The sequence below is a fragment of the Pseudohongiella sp. O18 genome, assembly GCF_021729085.1.
Classification (GTDB): domain Bacteria; phylum Pseudomonadota; class Gammaproteobacteria; order Pseudomonadales; family Pseudohongiellaceae; genus Pseudohongiella.
This window is the reverse complement of sequence record NZ_JAJSAR010000001.1, coordinates 846,258-863,914: the sequence shown is the minus strand read 5'-3', so window position 1 is coordinate 863,914 and position 17,657 is coordinate 846,258. Positions and strand designations below refer to the sequence as shown.

18 protein-coding genes are annotated in these 17,657 nt (G+C 55.8%); 3 read left to right on the top strand and 15 right to left on the bottom strand.

Annotated elements, in window-relative coordinates; genetic code table 11:
• Positions 1–154: 154 nt before the first annotated feature.
• The 7 genes from LVD14_RS03880 to LVD14_RS03850 all read right to left on the bottom strand — a co-directional run bounded on the left by LVD14_RS03880 (position 155) and on the right by LVD14_RS03850 (position 7,219).
• On the bottom strand, positions 155–682 hold the full coding sequence (locus LVD14_RS03880) for a hypothetical protein (protein ID WP_237132715.1): 528 nt from the start codon (positions 680–682) through the stop codon (positions 155–157).
• A gap of 118 nt (positions 683–800) precedes the next feature.
• A complete protein-coding gene (locus LVD14_RS03875; RefSeq protein WP_237132714.1) occupies positions 801–2,123 on the bottom strand; it encodes an ATP-binding protein in 1,323 nt (440 codons plus the stop codon).
• A 7-nt stretch (positions 2,124–2,130) separates the two neighbouring features.
• Positions 2,131–2,877: a response regulator transcription factor gene (locus tag LVD14_RS03870; RefSeq protein ID WP_237132713.1), complete on the bottom strand. Its 747-nt coding sequence runs from the start codon at positions 2,875–2,877 to the stop codon at positions 2,131–2,133.
• Positions 2,877–3,317, bottom strand: coding sequence for a DUF3019 domain-containing protein (locus tag LVD14_RS03865; RefSeq protein ID WP_237132712.1), 441 nt, complete (start codon positions 3,315–3,317; stop codon positions 2,877–2,879). Before LVD14_RS03865 ends, LVD14_RS03870 begins: the two co-directional genes overlap by 1 nt.
• Positions 3,318–3,356: 39 nt before the next feature.
• Positions 3,357–4,346 carry a MipA/OmpV family protein gene (locus tag LVD14_RS03860; RefSeq protein ID WP_237132711.1) on the bottom strand — a complete coding sequence of 330 codons (990 nt, stop codon included), beginning with the start codon at positions 4,344–4,346 and terminating at the stop codon, positions 3,357–3,359.
• A 102-nt stretch (positions 4,347–4,448) separates the two neighbouring features.
• Entirely contained in the window at positions 4,449–5,906 is a 1,458-nt protein-coding gene (locus LVD14_RS03855; RefSeq protein WP_237132710.1) for an FG-GAP repeat domain-containing protein, read from the bottom strand.
• Positions 5,907–5,956: 50 nt separating this feature from the next.
• Positions 5,957–7,219, bottom strand: a complete 1,263-nt coding sequence (locus tag LVD14_RS03850) for an MgtC/SapB family protein (protein WP_237132709.1) — start codon at positions 7,217–7,219, stop codon at positions 5,957–5,959.
• A 186-nt stretch (positions 7,220–7,405) separates the two neighbouring features.
• On the opposite strand from LVD14_RS03850, the gene LVD14_RS03845 reads away from it, so the two are divergent.
• A complete protein-coding gene (locus LVD14_RS03845; RefSeq protein WP_237132708.1) occupies positions 7,406–7,840 on the top strand; it encodes a DUF4920 domain-containing protein in 435 nt (144 codons plus the stop codon).
• Positions 7,841–7,937: 97 nt separating this feature from the next.
• On the opposite strand, the gene LVD14_RS03840 is transcribed toward LVD14_RS03845, so the two are convergent.
• Positions 7,938–8,816: a LysR family transcriptional regulator gene (locus LVD14_RS03840; RefSeq protein WP_237132707.1), complete on the bottom strand. Its 879-nt coding sequence runs from the start codon at positions 8,814–8,816 to the stop codon at positions 7,938–7,940.
• Positions 8,817–8,970: 154 nt separating this feature from the next.
• Between LVD14_RS03840 and LVD14_RS03835 the strand changes: the two genes are divergently transcribed.
• Complete coding sequence (locus tag LVD14_RS03835) at positions 8,971–9,417, top strand: DoxX family protein (RefSeq protein ID WP_237132706.1); 447 nt, start codon at positions 8,971–8,973, stop codon at positions 9,415–9,417.
• A 121-nt stretch (positions 9,418–9,538) separates the two neighbouring features.
• Positions 9,539–10,333, top strand: a complete 795-nt coding sequence (locus LVD14_RS03830; protein WP_237132705.1) for a DODA-type extradiol aromatic ring-opening family dioxygenase — start codon at positions 9,539–9,541, stop codon at positions 10,331–10,333.
• 10 nt (positions 10,334–10,343) lie between these two features.
• On the opposite strand, the gene LVD14_RS03825 is transcribed toward LVD14_RS03830, so the two are convergent.
• The 7 genes from LVD14_RS03825 to LVD14_RS03795 form a co-directional block, all read right to left on the bottom strand.
• Positions 10,344–11,186: an alpha/beta hydrolase family protein gene (locus tag LVD14_RS03825; protein ID WP_237132704.1), complete on the bottom strand. Its 843-nt coding sequence runs from the start codon at positions 11,184–11,186 to the stop codon at positions 10,344–10,346.
• 41 nt (positions 11,187–11,227) lie between these two features.
• The gene (locus tag LVD14_RS03820; RefSeq protein WP_237132703.1) at positions 11,228–12,796 is read right to left on the bottom strand and encodes a sensor domain-containing diguanylate cyclase; all 1,569 of its coding nucleotides are present in this window, start codon (positions 12,794–12,796) and stop codon (positions 11,228–11,230) included.
• Positions 12,797–12,828: 32 nt separating this feature from the next.
• Positions 12,829–14,589 (bottom strand): hypothetical protein, encoded by a 1,761-nt coding sequence (locus LVD14_RS03815; protein ID WP_237132702.1) that lies wholly within the window; start codon positions 14,587–14,589, stop codon positions 12,829–12,831.
• Between the two features lie 77 nt (positions 14,590–14,666).
• Entirely contained in the window at positions 14,667–15,035 is a 369-nt protein-coding gene (locus LVD14_RS03810; RefSeq protein ID WP_237132701.1) for a YciI family protein, read from the bottom strand.
• The gene (locus LVD14_RS03805; protein ID WP_237132700.1) at positions 15,032–15,832 is read right to left on the bottom strand and encodes a VOC family protein; all 801 of its coding nucleotides are present in this window, start codon (positions 15,830–15,832) and stop codon (positions 15,032–15,034) included. The genes LVD14_RS03810 and LVD14_RS03805 overlap by 4 nt, the downstream gene beginning before the upstream one ends.
• 43 nt (positions 15,833–15,875) lie before the next feature.
• A complete protein-coding gene (locus LVD14_RS03800) occupies positions 15,876–16,250 on the bottom strand; it encodes a DUF1428 domain-containing protein (protein WP_237132699.1) in 375 nt (124 codons plus the stop codon).
• Positions 16,251–16,338: 88 nt separating this feature from the next.
• Entirely contained in the window at positions 16,339–17,616 is a 1,278-nt protein-coding gene (locus LVD14_RS03795) for an RNA polymerase sigma factor (protein ID WP_237132698.1), read from the bottom strand.
• Positions 17,617–17,657: the final 41 nt, after the last annotated feature.

Sequence of the window (17,657 nt, the reverse complement as noted above, 5' to 3'; positions counted from 1 at the left end):
CCACTCGTCGTCAATGAACTGAGTGTATCCTGAATTGTGGCCATGGCGCTATTTATCCGGCATTTTGTACCCGCATTGCGGCTGCACCTCTAAAAGACCGCGCCGGCACCACTAAACTGCGTGGTACCAGCGCGGGATCTAAAGGCTTCCTTGCTTACTCCAGCGTGAAGTCAATTTCATCGCCGTTTACAACTACCAGGTAATCACCGGCTGGCAGTCCTTTTACGTCCAGCGGGAAGGTGATATCAAAGGGCTCTGTTACCTGGGCACAAGCGACCAGTGTCTGCAGTGGGGTTTCACCTACTGCGACATGGAACGTATTACCTTTGCGGCTGACAGCTATATTCATGTCCACACAGGGGTTTGACATGTAGCCGACTACGCCCAGCTCGACTTCTACCGGATCGGTGAATGAAACTGCCACCGACAGCTCATTGATGTAAGCCATTTGCTTTTCAGCAGCCGCAACGATACGGAAGTCACCATTGGCGGTTGGCGCCAGCCGCACTCCCGAGTAATACTTGGTTTCCCCTGCTTCCACCACGATTGCGTCATTGATTGTGAGTTCACCATCCTTGTAGAGCACGCTGTCACTCTGCGCGCTGGCGGTGTGCAGCATACTGGCCATCAGGCCGGATACCAGCAGTTGTGCGCCAAACAGTTTCAATGTTTTGAATTTCATGATCCCGATCTCTCCTGCTAAATGCTTCCGATGCTTTCCGGCACGATTGCCGGAAATTGAGCGTAGTTTGCAAGCAGGCGGGAGAATTAGCTGTTGAAGGATTGTACTGAAATTGTGATCAATTGTACGGCCAGCGCATTACAAAACAGGCGCCGTGTGGATCATTGCTTTCCACGTGAATCTGGCCTCCATGGCGCTGCATGATACGCATGGTAATGGCTAGCCCCAGACCGTAGCCACCTGACTGACGGTCGCGACTGGTGTCGAGGCGGGCGAAGGGTTCAAATATCCGCTCGCGGTCACTCTCGGCGATGCCGGGACCGTCATCGCAAACGCGCAGCGTGGCAGTCTGAGAATCGATCTGGCAGGAAACGCTAATCTCGCTCGCCGCATACCGGAGACAGTTGCGGATGACGTTGTTGAGTGCCCTGGACAACAGATCGGGATTAAACGCCACTGGTCCTGTGTCGCTGTCGGGTGTTTTGATCAGGACAACTTTTGGCTGCGCGTCCCGATACGGCAAAACCTGCTGTTGCAGCCAGGCCGTCAGGTTAACTTCGTGTAACGGTAATTGCAGATTGTCCTCACTCAGTTTTGCGTAAGACAACATCTCATCAATCAGCGTCTCGAGCTCCTGCACATCTGCCTTCATACCGTCGAGGTGCTCTGCCTGGCGCTCACCGGCAGGCATCTTCGGGATCATTTCCAGACCAAATTTGAAGCGCGCCAGCGGCGTGCGTAGTTCATGCGCAACGGCATTGGTCAGATCCCGGTGAGCAGTCACCAGATACTGTATGCGCTCCGCCATTTTGTTGAAGGAGTTTGCCACTGGCAGAATGCTGGATTTGCTGGATACAGCCACGCGTGTCTGAAAATCATCGCGCCCGAACTGACTCGCTGCCTGACGCAAGGAGCTCAGGTCACGATAGAAGGGGCGGATCCACAGGAACAACAGCAGAGCAACCAGTAGGTAGTAACTGACTATCACCATCGTTTCGATGAAAGCAGTTGATGCTGGAACCTGTGGCAAAGGTCCCAGCGCAATGATGGGGCCATTCTCTGACAGCATCCGGTAGAGAATCTCGCGCGAGTCGCCATCCAGGAATGACTGAACTGAACCGTCACGCAGTGCGTCAAGAAACGTTGCCTGGCCCGCAAGTTCGCTCGCTTCATACAGTCGGACAGGCACGCCAGCAGCTGACTGGATCTGTTGCGACAATTCAGCAAAACGTTCTGCCAGGCCTGCCGCTTCGCTGCCTGATTCCGTCAACAGCAGTTCGATCAGCGCGAACTCTGTGGCATAGCGCTCTGAGCTGCTCTGCTCAGTCCCAGGCAATACCCACAACATCAGGCTGTCCAGTGCCAGCGCAATAATCAGGATACCGGCAGCGATCACACTGTAGGAGCGGATCAGATACCAGGATGTGAGTTGTTGTTTCATGGCCTGCTTATGCCCACGCTGAGGCGACGAAGAGGTAACCCTTTCCCCAGATCGTGCGAATCCGGAACGGTTGGTCTGCATTATCGTTCAGCTTTTTCCGCAACTTTGAAATGCGAACATCGACTGTACGATCCAGGCCGTCATAGTCTATACCACGGATCTGAGTGTAAATATCATCGCGACTGAGTACCGTTCCGGCATTTTTCGCCAGATAGCAAAGCAATTCGAACTCCTGAGTGGTCAGGTCGATATCTTCACCGGCCAGCACGACCCGGTGAGATTGAAGGTCAATCTGCAATGTGCCGAACACCAGAACGTTCTGCGATGCTGGTTGATTGGTTTTCGACGCGCGTCGCAGCAAGGCGCGCAGGCGTGCGAGCAGTACAGGTGGTTCGATGGGTTTAGTGACAAAGTCATCGGCGCCAAGTTCAAGTCCCATCACATGGTCGATGTCGCTGCTTTTGGCGGTAAGAATCAGAATTGGTCCGCTGTAGGTTTTTCGCAACTCGGTACAGATCTGCAAACCATTCATGCCGGGTAACATCAAATCAAGAATCACAATATCAACCTGGCTGGCGTCAAAAGCTGACAGAGCCGCATCACCCCGGTGATACACAGTGACTGCAAAGTTTTCCTGCGCCAGATAGTCGCGAACCAGACTGGCCAGTCGCAGATCATCTTCGATTAATAGCAGGCGGACCGCAGAGGAATGTTCAGAGGCAGCTGCCTGAGTTTCAAGGCTGTCAGGTTTCATCAGAAAATACTCCAGGCATGACGACGTCGGCGACGAGTGTCGCGCAGGTCGCGTTTGATAACCGGGATATCCAGCTCTGCCAGAATCTGCCCGCTTTGCGCATCATGCAGGCGCACCGTGATGTTTTCATCGTATGCCAGGTCAACACGATGGTCGCCACGTTGCTGCCCCACCCAGCATTGCAGAAAATCTGGCTGGTGGGCAAAACCAATACAGACATCTCGCTCTCTTGCAGTTGTCCACTGTAGATGCATCTGTGCAACACACAGCTCTTCCCCTGGTGCAATCACGCATAACTGTGGATGTGCCTCCAGTGTCACACCCGCCTCTGCTGCCACGGCCGGGATGGATACTGGTAACAAAAGCCAGGTCCACAATACGCTGAGTGTTTTTGCAGACGAGACAAAGTCCACAGTTTTGCTGACCGTGTCTGCACTCACCCTGCGACATGCGAATATGCTCATCATGCTGAAGCAGGATTACAGGAATTTGTAATAGATGCCGATGAACGCCGTGCTCACGCGACCTCGCTCGATAATGGGACTGCTCCTTATGTGCTTGCCGAGATATTCCTGCTCAACAACGCCAACCAGTCGCCAGCGTTTGCTCAAGGCGCGGCTGGCGGAAAAACGAATGACTGAGTTTATTTCTGCGCGACCTGTATAGGCTGGGCGGCCATCTATCGCTTCATCGCGTGTCACACCATAGTAGTAGTCCACCAGGTCACGGCTTTTCCATTCCATGCCCAGTGTCAGGCTGAATTCGCTGTTACGTGTTATCCATGGGTAGGAGTAGGCGAGCCAGGCTGACTCCCCGTGGTGAGTGCCGCTGACATCCGTCAGCAGTTGTGCCTGCAGGTCACCCCATCGGCTGATATACAGAAGCTCAATCCCTGAGTTTACGGCAAAGTCTCGCTCGGGCAGTGCAGTGTCCTGATCTTTGAAGATAAGCTCTTCCAGTTCTTCAGTATCCAGTGCTTCAATGTCTTCACCCTCGCCACCGGCGATGCCCATCATCCCGAAGCCCTTATCAATTGCCAGCTCTCTGAGGCTGGACAGATCCAGGCCCGAGCTGCCATTGCTGAGGTAACTGTAGTAATTGCGCTCGTTGTCGAAGGTGGTCAGCAGATTTGCGGAGAATTGTTCTGTCTGGTTCAGCGTAAAGCCGATATCGCCATTATCGAAGAACCAGCGCTCTCCATACCAGGCCAGGTCTACAATGGCATTCAGTTTGATATCGTCAGAGCCAACGAAAGGATTGTCACGTCGCCCGTAACCTGCGGCAACGCCAAGCGTCCACGGGCTGTCGGTATCGATACCTGCGCCATCGACCGCAGTCTGTGCGGCAGCTGGCAGCGCCAGAGCCAGACTCAGCGCGCAAAAAACGCCGCTGTGCCATACGAATGTGGCACAGCGGCCAAGCGTGCAGCAAAGTACCGATGGGGCAAACAAGAACAAAAATCGTGTCAAGATGGCTCACTTGCGAAGGCATAATGGATCACGGGCACAGTGTATCCACTCTGGCTACCCGAATTTGTATGGGATTTTATGCTGATTTGTTATCAAGTGTAATCAGTCCGGCAATCCCACTTCATCACTGTCCTGCTCGCGCGCCTGAACAAAGCGTTGCGCAGGCGACGCAGCGCGTTGTTGCTCCAGCCAGAAGACACCGTCATAGGGATAACTGTTACCGCGCGTGCCGACAAAATCGACATCACCGTCATTGTCCATATCGACTGGAATGAACTTGTCAAACATGCCACGTTTTCTGCGTGAGATGTCGTGATGGATCCATCGATCGTTCACGTTTTCCGGGCTCTCAAACCAGGCCAGTCGGCCAAGCGGGTCATTGACAGTGGTGTTGGCATCATCCGACTCGCGGGCACCGCGGCTGTAACTGCCAACCAGAAAGTCGGTCGACCCGTTGTTGTTGATATCAGCGGCGGTCACGCTGATCAATGTATCCGGTGCGATCGAACCTATAAAATGTGCGTTCCAGGCATCACCTTTACGCGCCGGCTGGGCGATCCAGACAAGGCCGTTGCCGACGCTGCCAACACCTGCACCAATGATATCCAGTCGGCCGTCCTGATTCAGGTCGGCGTAGGCCAGATTGAACCCCGCCATGCGCGCGCCATTGATGCCAATGGCGTGCTCGGTAAAATCAAGCGAGCCATCGCCGGGGTTTTCGAACCAGGCCAGTCGGTCCTCGCCACGGGTGCCTATGACAATGTCCAGGTCGCCGTCACCATCCAGATCAACCGGCTCCGAGTTTTGCGGGATACTGTAGCGACCCAGTTCGATCTCCTGCCAGTTCTCTCCCTGTAACGGGTCACCCATCACTTTAAATACGGACACCGGATGTGAGACTGCAAAATCATCCGGTCCGGGAATCTGGGCGCCCTTGTTGGGTGCGATCAGCTCGGGCTGGCCATCATCATCCAGGTCAGCCGCAAATACGCGGATATAGCTGCCACGCCCTTCGGTCATGGGAAGTTTCAAGCGTGGCCAGACTGTGCTGCGGCTATCAGAGCCACCTGGATTCTGCAGATAGAGGATATGTGAAAGTTCAGCAGCCACCACCAGATCGGGATGTCCATCGCCATTGATGTCCGCTACCGCGACGTCCTCCGGGGCGGCGGCATCGAGGCCTTCGGCGACAGTAATGTTTTGCCATTGCTGAGCATCGGCGGCACCGAACGCTATGCGAACATAGCCCTCTGGTGGCGCCTCAAAACCCGGCGTAAAACTGGCCGAGTCGTAACTGGAATCGGATTCGTGAACGGAGATGAAATCGTTGTAACCGTCACCATCAATGTCAGCCATGACCAGGCCATCGCCGCCACTAAGGACAAAATCAACATCCGCCGGATCGTCAATCAGGTGCTCACGCCAGGTGATGTAAGTGGCGTCTGCGGCCTGCGCCTGGCTAGGCAGTTCTGCTACAGGTTGGGCCAGGGCGGTCTGGCACAGGCTCGCGCACAAGCATGTCAGTGCAAAAGCATTACGTGGCGTGAGTCGATTGTCCATGGCGCTCTCTTTATTTTTGTTGGTTTATTTGTGTCGATAACAACGTCCAGCTAAAGCAATAACCCCACCAGCAGGCCCGGAGCCAGAGCCATCAGCAGCACACCGATCAGCCAGAGATTCTGTTTGAATCCGACAATAAACGCAAAGATGGCGCCTTTCACCAGTGTGTTCGTGACTGCAGCGATCAGTATGCCTGTGGCCGCCACCTCAGGCGCAATATCCTCCTGCGCCATCCGCGAAAGAGACAGGGTAATCGCATCCACGTCCATCAGCCCGGACACCAGCGCCAGCAGATAAATGCCACTGTCACCGAACCAGTCCACCAGAGCGCGCGACAGCAGCAGTATCACAGCAAGCAACAGGCCAAACTTGATCGCGGTTATCAGCTGCAGTGGATTCGGCGGGTTAAATTTTTCTGACATATCTGCGGGCGCCTGCTTGTGGTTGCGCCAGAAGATGCCCGCCGTGATGACCATGCCGGAAGCCATCAGACCCAGTGGCAGAGCCACCAGCGGCAGCAGCGCTACGTTCACTACAAACACTTCGATCAGCACCCGCACAAACATGACGCTACCCGCGAGCAGAATGCCGGCGATATACAGTTGCTTGCGAGTTGCCTGTCGACAAAAATTGGCCAGCGTCACGGTAACGGCTGTGGATGACGCCAGTGCCCCGGCCAGTGCCGTGATCAGGACACCCATATGTGCGCCAGTCAGTTTGACCGCAATGTAACCAACGAAGGACAGACCGCAGATCAGAACGACCATCCACCAGATCCAGTAGGGGTTCAGCGCCTCCCAGGGCCCATAGCCCTGGTTGGGCAGCAGTGGCAGCATCACCACGGAGATCAACAGCAAGGTAATACTTGAGGATATTTCCTGCTCGGTGACGTTCCGCAGCCAGCCGTGCAACACACGTTTGTAGGCCAGAATGGCGACAAGTACCGTTGCTACCGCCAGTGCAGTAACTGGTTGGCCTGAGGCGGCCCAGGCTGCAAGCATGAAGGTCAACAGCATCGCAAAGGCGGTGGTGGTGCCCCTGTCCTGGTTGACTCTGACTTCCATCACGTGCGAAGCAGCGACCAGCAAGGCAACTGCCAGAAACACAATGACAACAATCACCGGCCCCCATAGATCGGCCATCAGCGCCGACACGCCACCCAACAGGCCGATGATTGAAAATGTGCGCAAACCGGCGACACGGCTGCCTTCCTCGTCGTTACGGTTGCGCCAGCCGCGCTCCAGCCCTACCAGCAGACCGATGGCCAGGGCGGCGGTCAGATTAAGTGCCAGTTGATAGTCGGCAAGAATCATGGGACAAGGTTTCCGATGGGTGCTGTCGTCGCACTATATCAAACTTGCTGCATGCGCAAAGCGCCACGTGACTGCTTGCACCTGGGTGATTGCGTGAGTGTCGTCGGTGTATTGGCCGCTAATGATAATTGTTTACAACATCGCCATAGAATGGCAATTTATAATCCGGACATTCTGGAGGCTGTCATGAAAAATCTGGTCGTTATTGCAAGTCTGTTACTCCTTTGCTCGAACTTCTCGCATGCGGAGCAATACGGCGCCGCTGTCGGTAGCGGTCCCGCTAAATCCGTCCCTGACGCAATCGCTGCTGTCGACGCTGGCAGTCAGGATGTCATGCTGCTGGAGGCTGAGGTAACCTCGGTCTGCCAGGCCAAAGGCTGCTGGCTGGGCTTTTCCAGCGATGCTGGCGACGTCCGGGTGACCTTTAAGGACTACGGCTTTTTTGTACCGTTTTCTATCCGGGGCAAGCAGGTGCGTGTCGAAGGAATGATGGAAAAAACTGAGCTGAGCCTGGAGGACAGTAAACACCTGATTGAAGACGCTGGCGGCGATCCCGCGACGGTCACCGAGCCGATTGTGGAATATCAATTTGTCGCGTCAGGTGTTCAGGTTCTGTCATGAAGCAGCGATAGCACGTTATCCACTGTTGGATATCAAGGCGTTAACCGTGTGATGAGTTGCCCGGTCTGAGGCTGCCTGGCAGCTACAGAAGCAGTTATCAGTAACGATCCCAATAAGGTATCTCGCCAAAGTAACCACCCATAAAATCTACAAAGGTGCGCACCTTGCTGGCCAGCAGGGTGCGGTGCGCGTATACCGCATACAGTCCAAACGGTTCCGGTTTGAATTCATCCAGAATCGATACCAGTTGCCCAGCGGCCAGCGCATCGCCAGCGATAAAGGTGGGTTGCAGTGCAATGCCGGCTCCCTCAATCGCGCACTGCACAAGCAGGTCACCATTGTTGGACCTGATAACGTTGCCGGCGTCCGGCCATATATCCGGTGGTTGCTCCATATAGCTGTAGCCCAGACAGCGGTGGGTCTGCAATTGAACCGGTGTCTCCGGCTGACCATGCTCCTTCAAATAGTCGGGTGATGCACAAAACACCAGCTGCACCGGCGCCAGGTATCTGGCAATAAGCGAGGAGCTTTTGAGCCGGCCAATGCGGATCGCGACGTCAAACCCTTCATCAACAATATCCACTTTGCGGTCATTCAGTTGCAGGTCTACCGTTACCCCTGGGTGGGCTGCCTGAAAGCTGGCAATCAATCGCCCCATGTGCCGGCTGGCAAAAGATACCGGGGCGCTGATGCGCAATTCACCACGGGCCGAAGTCTGCAGGTCGCCGAGCTGGTACTGAATATCATCAAAACTTTCCAGCAACTCTTCGGCGCGCAGCAGATAGACGCGGCCAGCCTCTGTAAGGCTGACCCGCCGTGTACTGCGGTTTAGCAGGCGCACGCCAAGGGTTTCTTCCAGCCGGGATACGTATTTACTGACCAGCTGTGGCGATAGCTGCAGTCGATCAGCCGCCTGACTGAAACTACTGTGCCGGGCAACGGACACAAACGCCCGCATGGTATCGATTTTGTCCAAGTTCTGTGACCTTCCATCTTATTATCAACACAGCGTTGATAGTTTGGCAATATATGCCATCTTAATCTCCACATCTGTTCACAGTAAAGTAAACATCATAAACATCGCGCCTGCATCGGGCAGGCGACATTAGTGACTGATATGGAGGCATGACATGAACAACGCACTGATTCAACGAACACTGAACAGCAACGCCGGTCTGGCGGCACTGGTGCTGCGAGTACCGGTTGGTATTATCCTGTTGGCCCACGGTGCACAAAAACTGTTTGGCTGGTTTGGTGGCTATGGCCTGGAGGGAACCGGCCAGTTCATGAGCAGCCTGGGGCTGGAGCCCGGTTATCTGATGGCGCTGCTGGCCGGCAGTGCCGAGTTTTTCGGCGGGCTCGCTCTGTTGCTGGGCCTGCTGACACGCCCCGCTGCCGTGGTTTCGGCATTCACGATGGCGGTAGCGATGTTCAGCGCACACATTGGCAACGGTCTTTTTATGTCCAACAACGGTTATGAATATGCGCTGACACTGCTCGCAGCCACGCTGGCACTTGCGATTCAGGGTGCAGGTACATTGAGCCTGGACCGTGCGCTGCTGAACAGGCTGGTGTGAGATGAAGACCATCGCCACTCTGCCACTAACTTGTATAACGCAAGAGGGTGGCAGTGGCCGGGTAGACGCCATTGTCTGCTCAACCAGTCACAAGGTTCAGATCTGAGCGGGAGAGAAACCCATGGAAAAACAGATTGTATTTTTGTCGCACGGAGGTGGCCCACTGCCACTGCTGGGCGACCCTGGACACAGGGAGCTGGTGGACTACCTGCAGGCATTGCCGGGCAAGCTTAACCAGCCAGACGCGATTCTGGTCATCAGCGCACACTGGGAGCAAGACTCGCCAACAGTAACCTCCGCCCTGCAACCTGAACTGATCTACGACTATTACGGGTTTCCACGCGAGTCCTACGAAATTGCCTACCCCTGCCCCGGTTCGCCCGAACTGGCGCAGCAGGTCACACAGGCATTGCAGGAGGCAGGCATCGACGCACACATGGATGGCGAGCGAGGGCTGGACCATGGCGTGTTTGTGCCACTAAAGCTGATGTACCCACAGGCCAATATACCCTGCGTGCAATTGTCGCTGGTCAATACCCTGGATGCAGCTTTGCACTGGCGTATCGGCGAGGCACTGCGGTCACTGGAGGTCGACAGGCTGCTGGTGATTGGTTCAGGCTTTTCGTTTCACAACATGACGGCATTCCGGGCGCCGGATGACAGGTCAGCCAGAGAAATGAACATCGCATTTGAACAGTGGCTGACAAGACTATGCAGCACTGAGGAACTGAGCGAGAGCGAACGCAGGAAGAAGCTGATCGAGTGGGAGCAGGCACCTTATGCCAGGTTCTGCCACCCGCGTGAGGAGCACCTGCTGCCCTTGCATGTCTGTGTCGCGATGGCTGGTCGTGCCAGTGACTCTAACGCTTCAATCGAGGTGCTGGGTAAATCGGCCGGCATGTTCCACTGGCTCTAAGCCTGGCTGACTATTTTCGTTCGACAGTCCAGTTATCCTGCTGACACAGGACACAGTTGTCACCTTCAAAAAGCGGCGCCGGCACCGGGTCATCCCAGAGGATCCAGCGTAGCCAGGCCGTCATCGGCCCCAGATAGCTGCCGCCGGTCTGCATGGGTGCCAGGTGTGTGGCGCCGCGCAGGTTCAGCCATGTTGTATCGACCGGCGACTGCTCAAAAACGGGCTGTTGATGGATATCCGGTGCAGCGGTGACATCTTCGGCACCGGACAACAGCAGCAATGGCCCCTTGAGATCGCTGATGACCTGGGGAACAAAACGCGGACCACGCGTGTAGGGCTGGATGGCAATGACAGTATCCACACGCAGATCACGACCCATCATCAGAGCACCGCCGCCGCCCTGCGAATGGCCTGCTGCTGCGACTCGTGTGGTGTCCACTTTGCCAAAGAAAACACTCTCGCGGCGCGAATATTCATTGCGGATATCGTCGAGACATTCAAGCATTTCACGGCCGCTGCCGGCATTGGGCGTCATCGCTGCAACAACTACAAACCCCCAGCTCGCCCAGTGCTCCAGCATCAGGCGATAGGAGGCAGGACTGGCATAAGTGCCGTTGCCCCAGACCACAATGGGGTGTCGTTCATCGTTCATATTGATGGGATGAAAGGCGACGCAGTCGCGACTGATGCGGGTCTGCTCGATACCTGCATAGACACCAGGCTGAAAATAGCTGCGCAGCAGATCCTGTCCGACCAATTCAGGCGGCGGCTGGTAGGCACAGCCGCTGATTACCAACATCAGGGTCGCGAACAAGCTGGTGGGCGCCAGGGTGCGGCGTTTGAATGCTTGCATAGACCTCCACACACTAAATGCCCGTATTAAAAGCTTACGTATCAGGCACGCTCGGCGCGACGCGCCTGTTTAACAACGTACATTGCCTTGTCGGCCCTGGCGATCAGTTCGTCGGCGTCGGGAACTGTGTCGCCCTGCCACGCGACAACACCCACGCTGGGGCCCGGGTAATCAAGCGTCAAGCTTGGCAACTTCAGCACGCCACTCATGGCCTGTTCGATGCGAACTGCAATTGCCTGTCGTGCCTGTTCAGTAGCCGGCTCATCGTTAACCGCCACCATGACAAATTCATCCCCGCCATAGCGAGCAGTCAGGTCGCCGGTGCGAGCGGCTTTTTTTAGACAGTGTGCCATCGCCTCCAGAAAATCGTCACCGACATCATGGCCATGCTGGTCATTGATTTTCTTGAAACCATCCAGATCAATAAATGCCACATAGACCACTTCGCCAGCACGCTGTGCATGAGACAACATACGTCGCATTTCCTCAACCAGGTAGCGACGGTTGGGCAGGCCAGTCAGCGGATCATGCCGCGCGTGCAGGGTCAATTGTGCATTGGCCACTTCCAGCATCTCATGCTCAACTTCCCGTTCAGCGAAAAGAGTCAGTGTCTGCCAGCAGCTCTGCACCATGGTTTTTTCGGTAGCGTCCAGACCGCCGGGCTGACTGATAAGTAGCACGCCCCCCATCAGGTCAGTGCCATGTGCCAGTGTCAATACGAACAGTTCACACTCACTCCCAATACCACTGCGTTCGGCTTCTGCACGCAGTTCTGGCGAGCTGTGTTGTGGGCTTAAAAATGTGGGCGCATAACCTTCGCTGTAACGAGCCATGTTTAACATTTCTATCAGCAGCGGCAGCATCGGGTCATCTTCGGTGGCCAGCATTTCCGGTGTTGTCAGATGTGATGCGTCGATACCATTGACGGTTTGATCAAGGGAGATGGGACTGACTTCTGGCAACAGGAATGGCGCCGCGTACTGCCATGCCTGACGCGACTTGAAGCTCTGACTGACTGCCTTAAGTACCTGATCAGGCTCTTCCCCCGACAGGCACAAGGCGCCAATTTCAGCCACAAACTGCATATCACTGGCGCGCGTTTCCGCGGCGTGCGCGCGGGCCGTCGCTTCACGCGCCAACTGCTCACGACTTGCCTGGTGTCCAATCATGCGCGAGAAAAGCGCCAGCACTTCCAGGGCAGCGTCACTCACTTCAACAGTGTTGGCACTGGCGCCACATAAGGTGCCGAACAGCTCACCTTCATCGGTGTAGATGGGATTGCTGAGGTAGGTTTTCAGTCCAAGCGCGGCAGCTGCTTCAGAGTCACCCCAGACGCTTGGCACATCAGTTGTCAGAAAACGTTTCTCATCAAGTGCGCGCCGGCACAGCGTGTCACTCCATGGCACTTCCAGGCCTTCCGGGATCTGCAATTCACCACTGTTACGCGAATAGAGAATGCGCTGCACACCCTCCTGCTCGTGGATGGTTGTCACGTAGGTGCTTTCCAGGTGGGTAACACGTTGCAGCACATCCAGAATGGGCTGTGTCAGCTCTTCAAGGTTACTGGCATCAGAAACCTGTTCCGCCAGTTTTTCAATTGCATTACTCATCGGTGTACTCTCATAAGAATACGTTTTGTATTTCAAAAGTGAGCCGCATTTAACATCACATCTGCGTCTGCCCATGCCCGCGCCTGCCTTTCACGCGCGGCCTCTGCTTCGTCACTGCGCCCGACCATATCCAGAGCCTGTGCAAGCCCATGGAGCGCCCAGCCGTTTTCATTCAACATTAACAAATCACGTTCGAATACGGAAACGGCCTGTTCAGGTTGGCCTGCGTTGATCAGCGCCTGTCCCAGGAACAAGCGGGTCGACTGCAACCAGTCTGGTGGTTCCATGTATCGCAGCGCATCCTGCAGAGCAACAGCCTGCTCAAAATGACCCACAGCAACCGCATAGTCTTCCTGTGCGTTGGCAATTTCGCCTGCCAGCATGTGTTCGGCGATAGCCAGCAGATCTTCTGCTGTGTTGACGCTGGCACGCATGGTATCCAGCCCTGCAGCTGACTGTCTGATCGATTGCAGGGCCGTCAATGCTTGCTGCGCCTGAGCAAGATCACCGTTAGCAGCATGTGCGGAACCCTGCACCCAGTGCAGCATGCCGGCCAGATAGGGTTGCTCGGGAGCCGGATTCTGTAGCGCCAGCAAATCGTCGTAGCGACCGAAGGCTTTGAGTGTCATCCAGTGCGCTACCGGTGCTCTCAAGCCTGAACCGCGATTGAGCGCCTCTATATCAACCATTGCCGCCATTGGCGCAGAAACGCTGGTAGCACGCTCAAAACTCCCCTGCAGCAGGCCTGCCCAGTGAATGAACATGCGCGCATGGCCGCCGTGATTGGTTGCTGACAGAAAATAGGTGCCATTGCGCGGCAGGCTTCGATTGCCCCAGGCCTGCTGGAGGAATTCATCTGCCTCGAGCGAGCGCTGGTTGGTAGCAATAGCGTCATTGTAACGACCCAGCCGCATATAAATATGGCCGGGCATGTGCACCATGTGCCCGATCATGGGCGTCAGGGATTCCAGCCGATCGGCAGAGGCTTCCGCTGCCTCCGGCTCAAATGAAGCCTCCAGAAGGTGGATATGCAGATGCGTCAGCCCCGGGTGCCGGGGATTCTGTGCCATGCCCTGCTCGATGACATCGCGAGCGCGGGCGACACCGGGCAAGGCACTGCCGTCTTCTGCTGAGAAATAGGTCCAGGGCGTTGTCATCATGATGCCGTGCGGCACCAGAAAGGCAGCTTCCAGATCATCGCTGTGAGTCTGGTAGTTGGCTTCAGCCGCCTCTACAAATGCGTTGGTACGCGCCATGGCATCTGGGTAAGTCTCTGAATCAAACAGGACCGCCAAAGCCTCCACCAGCCCGCGCTCTGGCGGTGGCAGCGTGTCAGCCATGGCCATGGCACGATCGATGGCGGCCTTGCCAGCGCCGGCCGGATCGTCAGTAACGCCTGCATAGCGGCTGTTGGGGTTGGGCCCCATGGCCAGTGCCCTGCCCCAGTGAATCATGGCGTTATTGGGATCGAGGCATAGTGCCGCATTAAAAGAGGCGATCGCTTCAGGGAAATAATATCCGTAGGTAAGCCGTAGCCCCTGGTCAAAATAAGCCTGCGCCAGCTCCATGCCGGTGTTGATGGAGCGACTGAAGGTGCCGGTATTGTTGACCAGCGGTGCCGCGTCTTCGGCGCAGGCCACCATGTCCTGCAAGGGTATTTGCGAAATCGCCTGGATGGGGGCGCGGACCTCGACTGGTGCCGGTGGTTCTTCATTGCCGCACGCCATCAACAGAAGTGTCGCGGCCAGCGGGACGGCCAGCCGCATCCGGGTAAATACCGAGTGTTGCGTCATCTTTCAGTTACCTGCAGCAAGTCAGTTTGGTAGCTGAGGCACTATAACCCTAGTTTGCAGGCCAGCCAAGCCAGTGACTAGCGGGTATTCTCCGCCTCTCTGAGCTCACGTACAGGGCGGACTTCAATGCTGCCATAGCGGGCCGGCGGGATTTTTTCCGCCAGCCTGATGGCCTCATTCATGTCGCGCGCCTCCAGCATGTAAAAACCGGCCAGCTGCTCCTTGGTTTCGGCGAAAGGGCCGTCTGTCAAAGCCGCCTTGCCGTTGCGAACCCGGACAGTGGTAGCGGTATTCACTGATTGCAGAGGCGCTCCATCCAGGAAATGGCCATTCGACGTCAATGATCCCACACAGGCAATGCATTCCTGATTAAGCGAATCCCATTCCTGTTGCGACATCTGATTCATGATGTTTTCGTCGTAATACACCAGGCAAAGGTACTTCATGCCGCGTTCCTCACGCCTATCAGACAGAACACGGCGCCCTGTGGGTCGGCACCGACAATCACGTATTCGCCACCCGGGATTTCCTCGGGGCCATGCATCAACTGTCCGCCCGCCGCCTTCACATGTTTCACTGCGACATCAATATCAACCACACGGAAGTAGTAGCTCCAGGTCGGCATGGGCATGTCAGGTGATTTCTGCATGATGGCGCCAATCATGCCACCATGTCGGATGAAGTCATAAGTGCCCATGTCGCCCATATCCATCTCGCCGTCTTTCTTCCAGCCAAAGTGCTTTCCGTAAAAGTCCCAGGCGCCCGCCTGATTTCCAGCACACAATTCATTCCAGGCGCAATGGCCGGGGCGCGGCTTGTCTGCTGCAAAGGCGAAGCTGGGTGTGTCGCTGGCAGCTGTCATCACGTAAAACGGCACGCCATCGGGATCGCCCACCATGGCCATGCGCCCCACACCGGGAATATCCTGAGCCGGCATCAATAACTGTCCGCCATTGGCCTGCATACTGGCAACTGTTTCATCAACATTTTCTACAGCGATATAACCCAGCCAAACAGGACGGGCGCCACCTTCTACCATTTCAGGAGTCAGGGTCATAACGCCTGCCACCTCATGTCGACCATTACCATCTACATCGGCGGCTGACACCAGGTGATAGCTTATATCCGGCATCTGGCTGTCAACAAACTCCCAGCCCAGCATCGGCCCGTAGAACGCCTGCGCGGCATTTGCATCAGGTGTCAGCAATTCATACCAGACAAAATCTCCGTGTTTGTTCTGCATTTTCTGCTCCTTTCCTTAGTTGATAAATCGAGCCCGGAACATCTCAATCATTCCCGAGTTTGACGACAGTCTCGAAGCCACCAAATATCATGCGCTTGCCGTCAAATGGCATCGGGTTCTTTTCAGGATCCATGCGAGGATCAGTGTGCATTATCTGTTCGATTTTTTTCATGCCGGCATTGCGGGCATCCTTGTCTGGCCATTCGATAAAGGCAAAACAGACCACTTCATCTTCATTGGCTTTGACAGCCCCGTAAAAGTCCGTGACTTTGCCTTTTGGTACGTCGTCCTGCCAGCACTCCAGCACGCGAATGGCCCCCGCCTCAATGAATATTTCATCAGCAGTCCTGGCATGAGCAATAAATTTCTCGCGATTGGCCTTTGGTACGGCCAGAACAAACCCGTCAATGTATGACATAAACACGTGCTCCTGTTTTGAGTGTTTTTGATGTGTCTTTATATGCCTGTCGTGTCAGCTTTGTCCGATTCGACAGTTAACACTGTGTTTATTTCAAAATACTGTCAGGAGTGCCCAGTTCATTGAGGCGGCGCTGTAAAAATCGTTTTTCTGCACTGGCATTGGTTAACTCAATGGCTGACTGATAGGACAACCGGGCTTCATCATGACGACCCAGACGACGCAGTAAATCGGCCCGCGCGGCATGCAGAAGGTGATAACTGTCCAGCGCTCCATCTGCGCACAACTGGTCTATGCGTGCCAGCCCGGCCGCCTCACCGTCACGCATCGCGATAGCTACAGCGTGATTGAGTGCAACCACAGGCGACGGTTGCAGCGCCAGCAGTACACGGTACAGACCCGCGATCTCATGCCAGTCGGTATCTTCAGAGCTTGGGGCCTCGGCGTGCAGCGCAGCGATGGCTGCCTGCACTGCATAAGGCCCAGCCGGCCCCTGCGTTAGTGCCTTGCGGACCAGCATACAACCCTGAGCAATCTGGTGTTTATCCCAGCGGCTGCGGTCCTGCTCGTCCAGTGGCACCAGTTCGCCTGATTCGTTGTAGCGTGATGCGCGCCTGGCCTCATGCAACAACATCAGCGCCAGCAGACCTGTCACCTCGCTGGACGGAATGAGGTCCTGCAGTAACTGGGTCAGGCGAATCGCTTCGACCGCAAGCGCTTCCCGACTTTGATCGGGATCCTCTTGCGATGACAGGTATCCTTCGTTGAAAACCAGGTAGATAACCTGCAGCACTGCGCCCAACCGGTCTGGCAGATCGCGGGTCTGGGGTACTTCGTAAGGGATGCGGGCGTCGCGGATTTTGTTCTTGGCCCGCACAATGCGTTGCGCCAGTGTGGGCGTGGGTATCAGAAAGGCCGCTGCGATCTGCTCAGTCGTCAGACCGCAGACTTCGCGCAGCGTCAGTGCCACACGCGCTTCAGGCGACAGGGCCGGGTGGCAACAGGTAAAGATGAGTCTGAGCCGATCGTCTTCAATAGAAAGGTCGTCTGTCTGCTCATCATCAGCAACATCAAGCATTCTTACCAGTTCGTCGCTGGCATCGTCATGCCGCCGCCGCTTGCGAATCTGGTCGATGGCGCGGAACTTTGCCGCCGTCACCAGCCAGGCACGCGGGTTTTCGGGTACTCCGTCAGCAGGCCACTGTGCGACCGCAGCAGTAAACGCTTCATGCAGGGCATCCTCTGCCAGATCAAAATCACCATTGAGCAGGCGGATCAATGTTGCCATTGCCCGCCGTCGCTCGCGGCGATAAACCTGTTCAATCACATATGCGGTAGCCTGCGGGGCGATGTTGTGAGGGTCCATTTCACTCAAGCTGCCTGTGTCTGCTGACCTGGCGCGATATC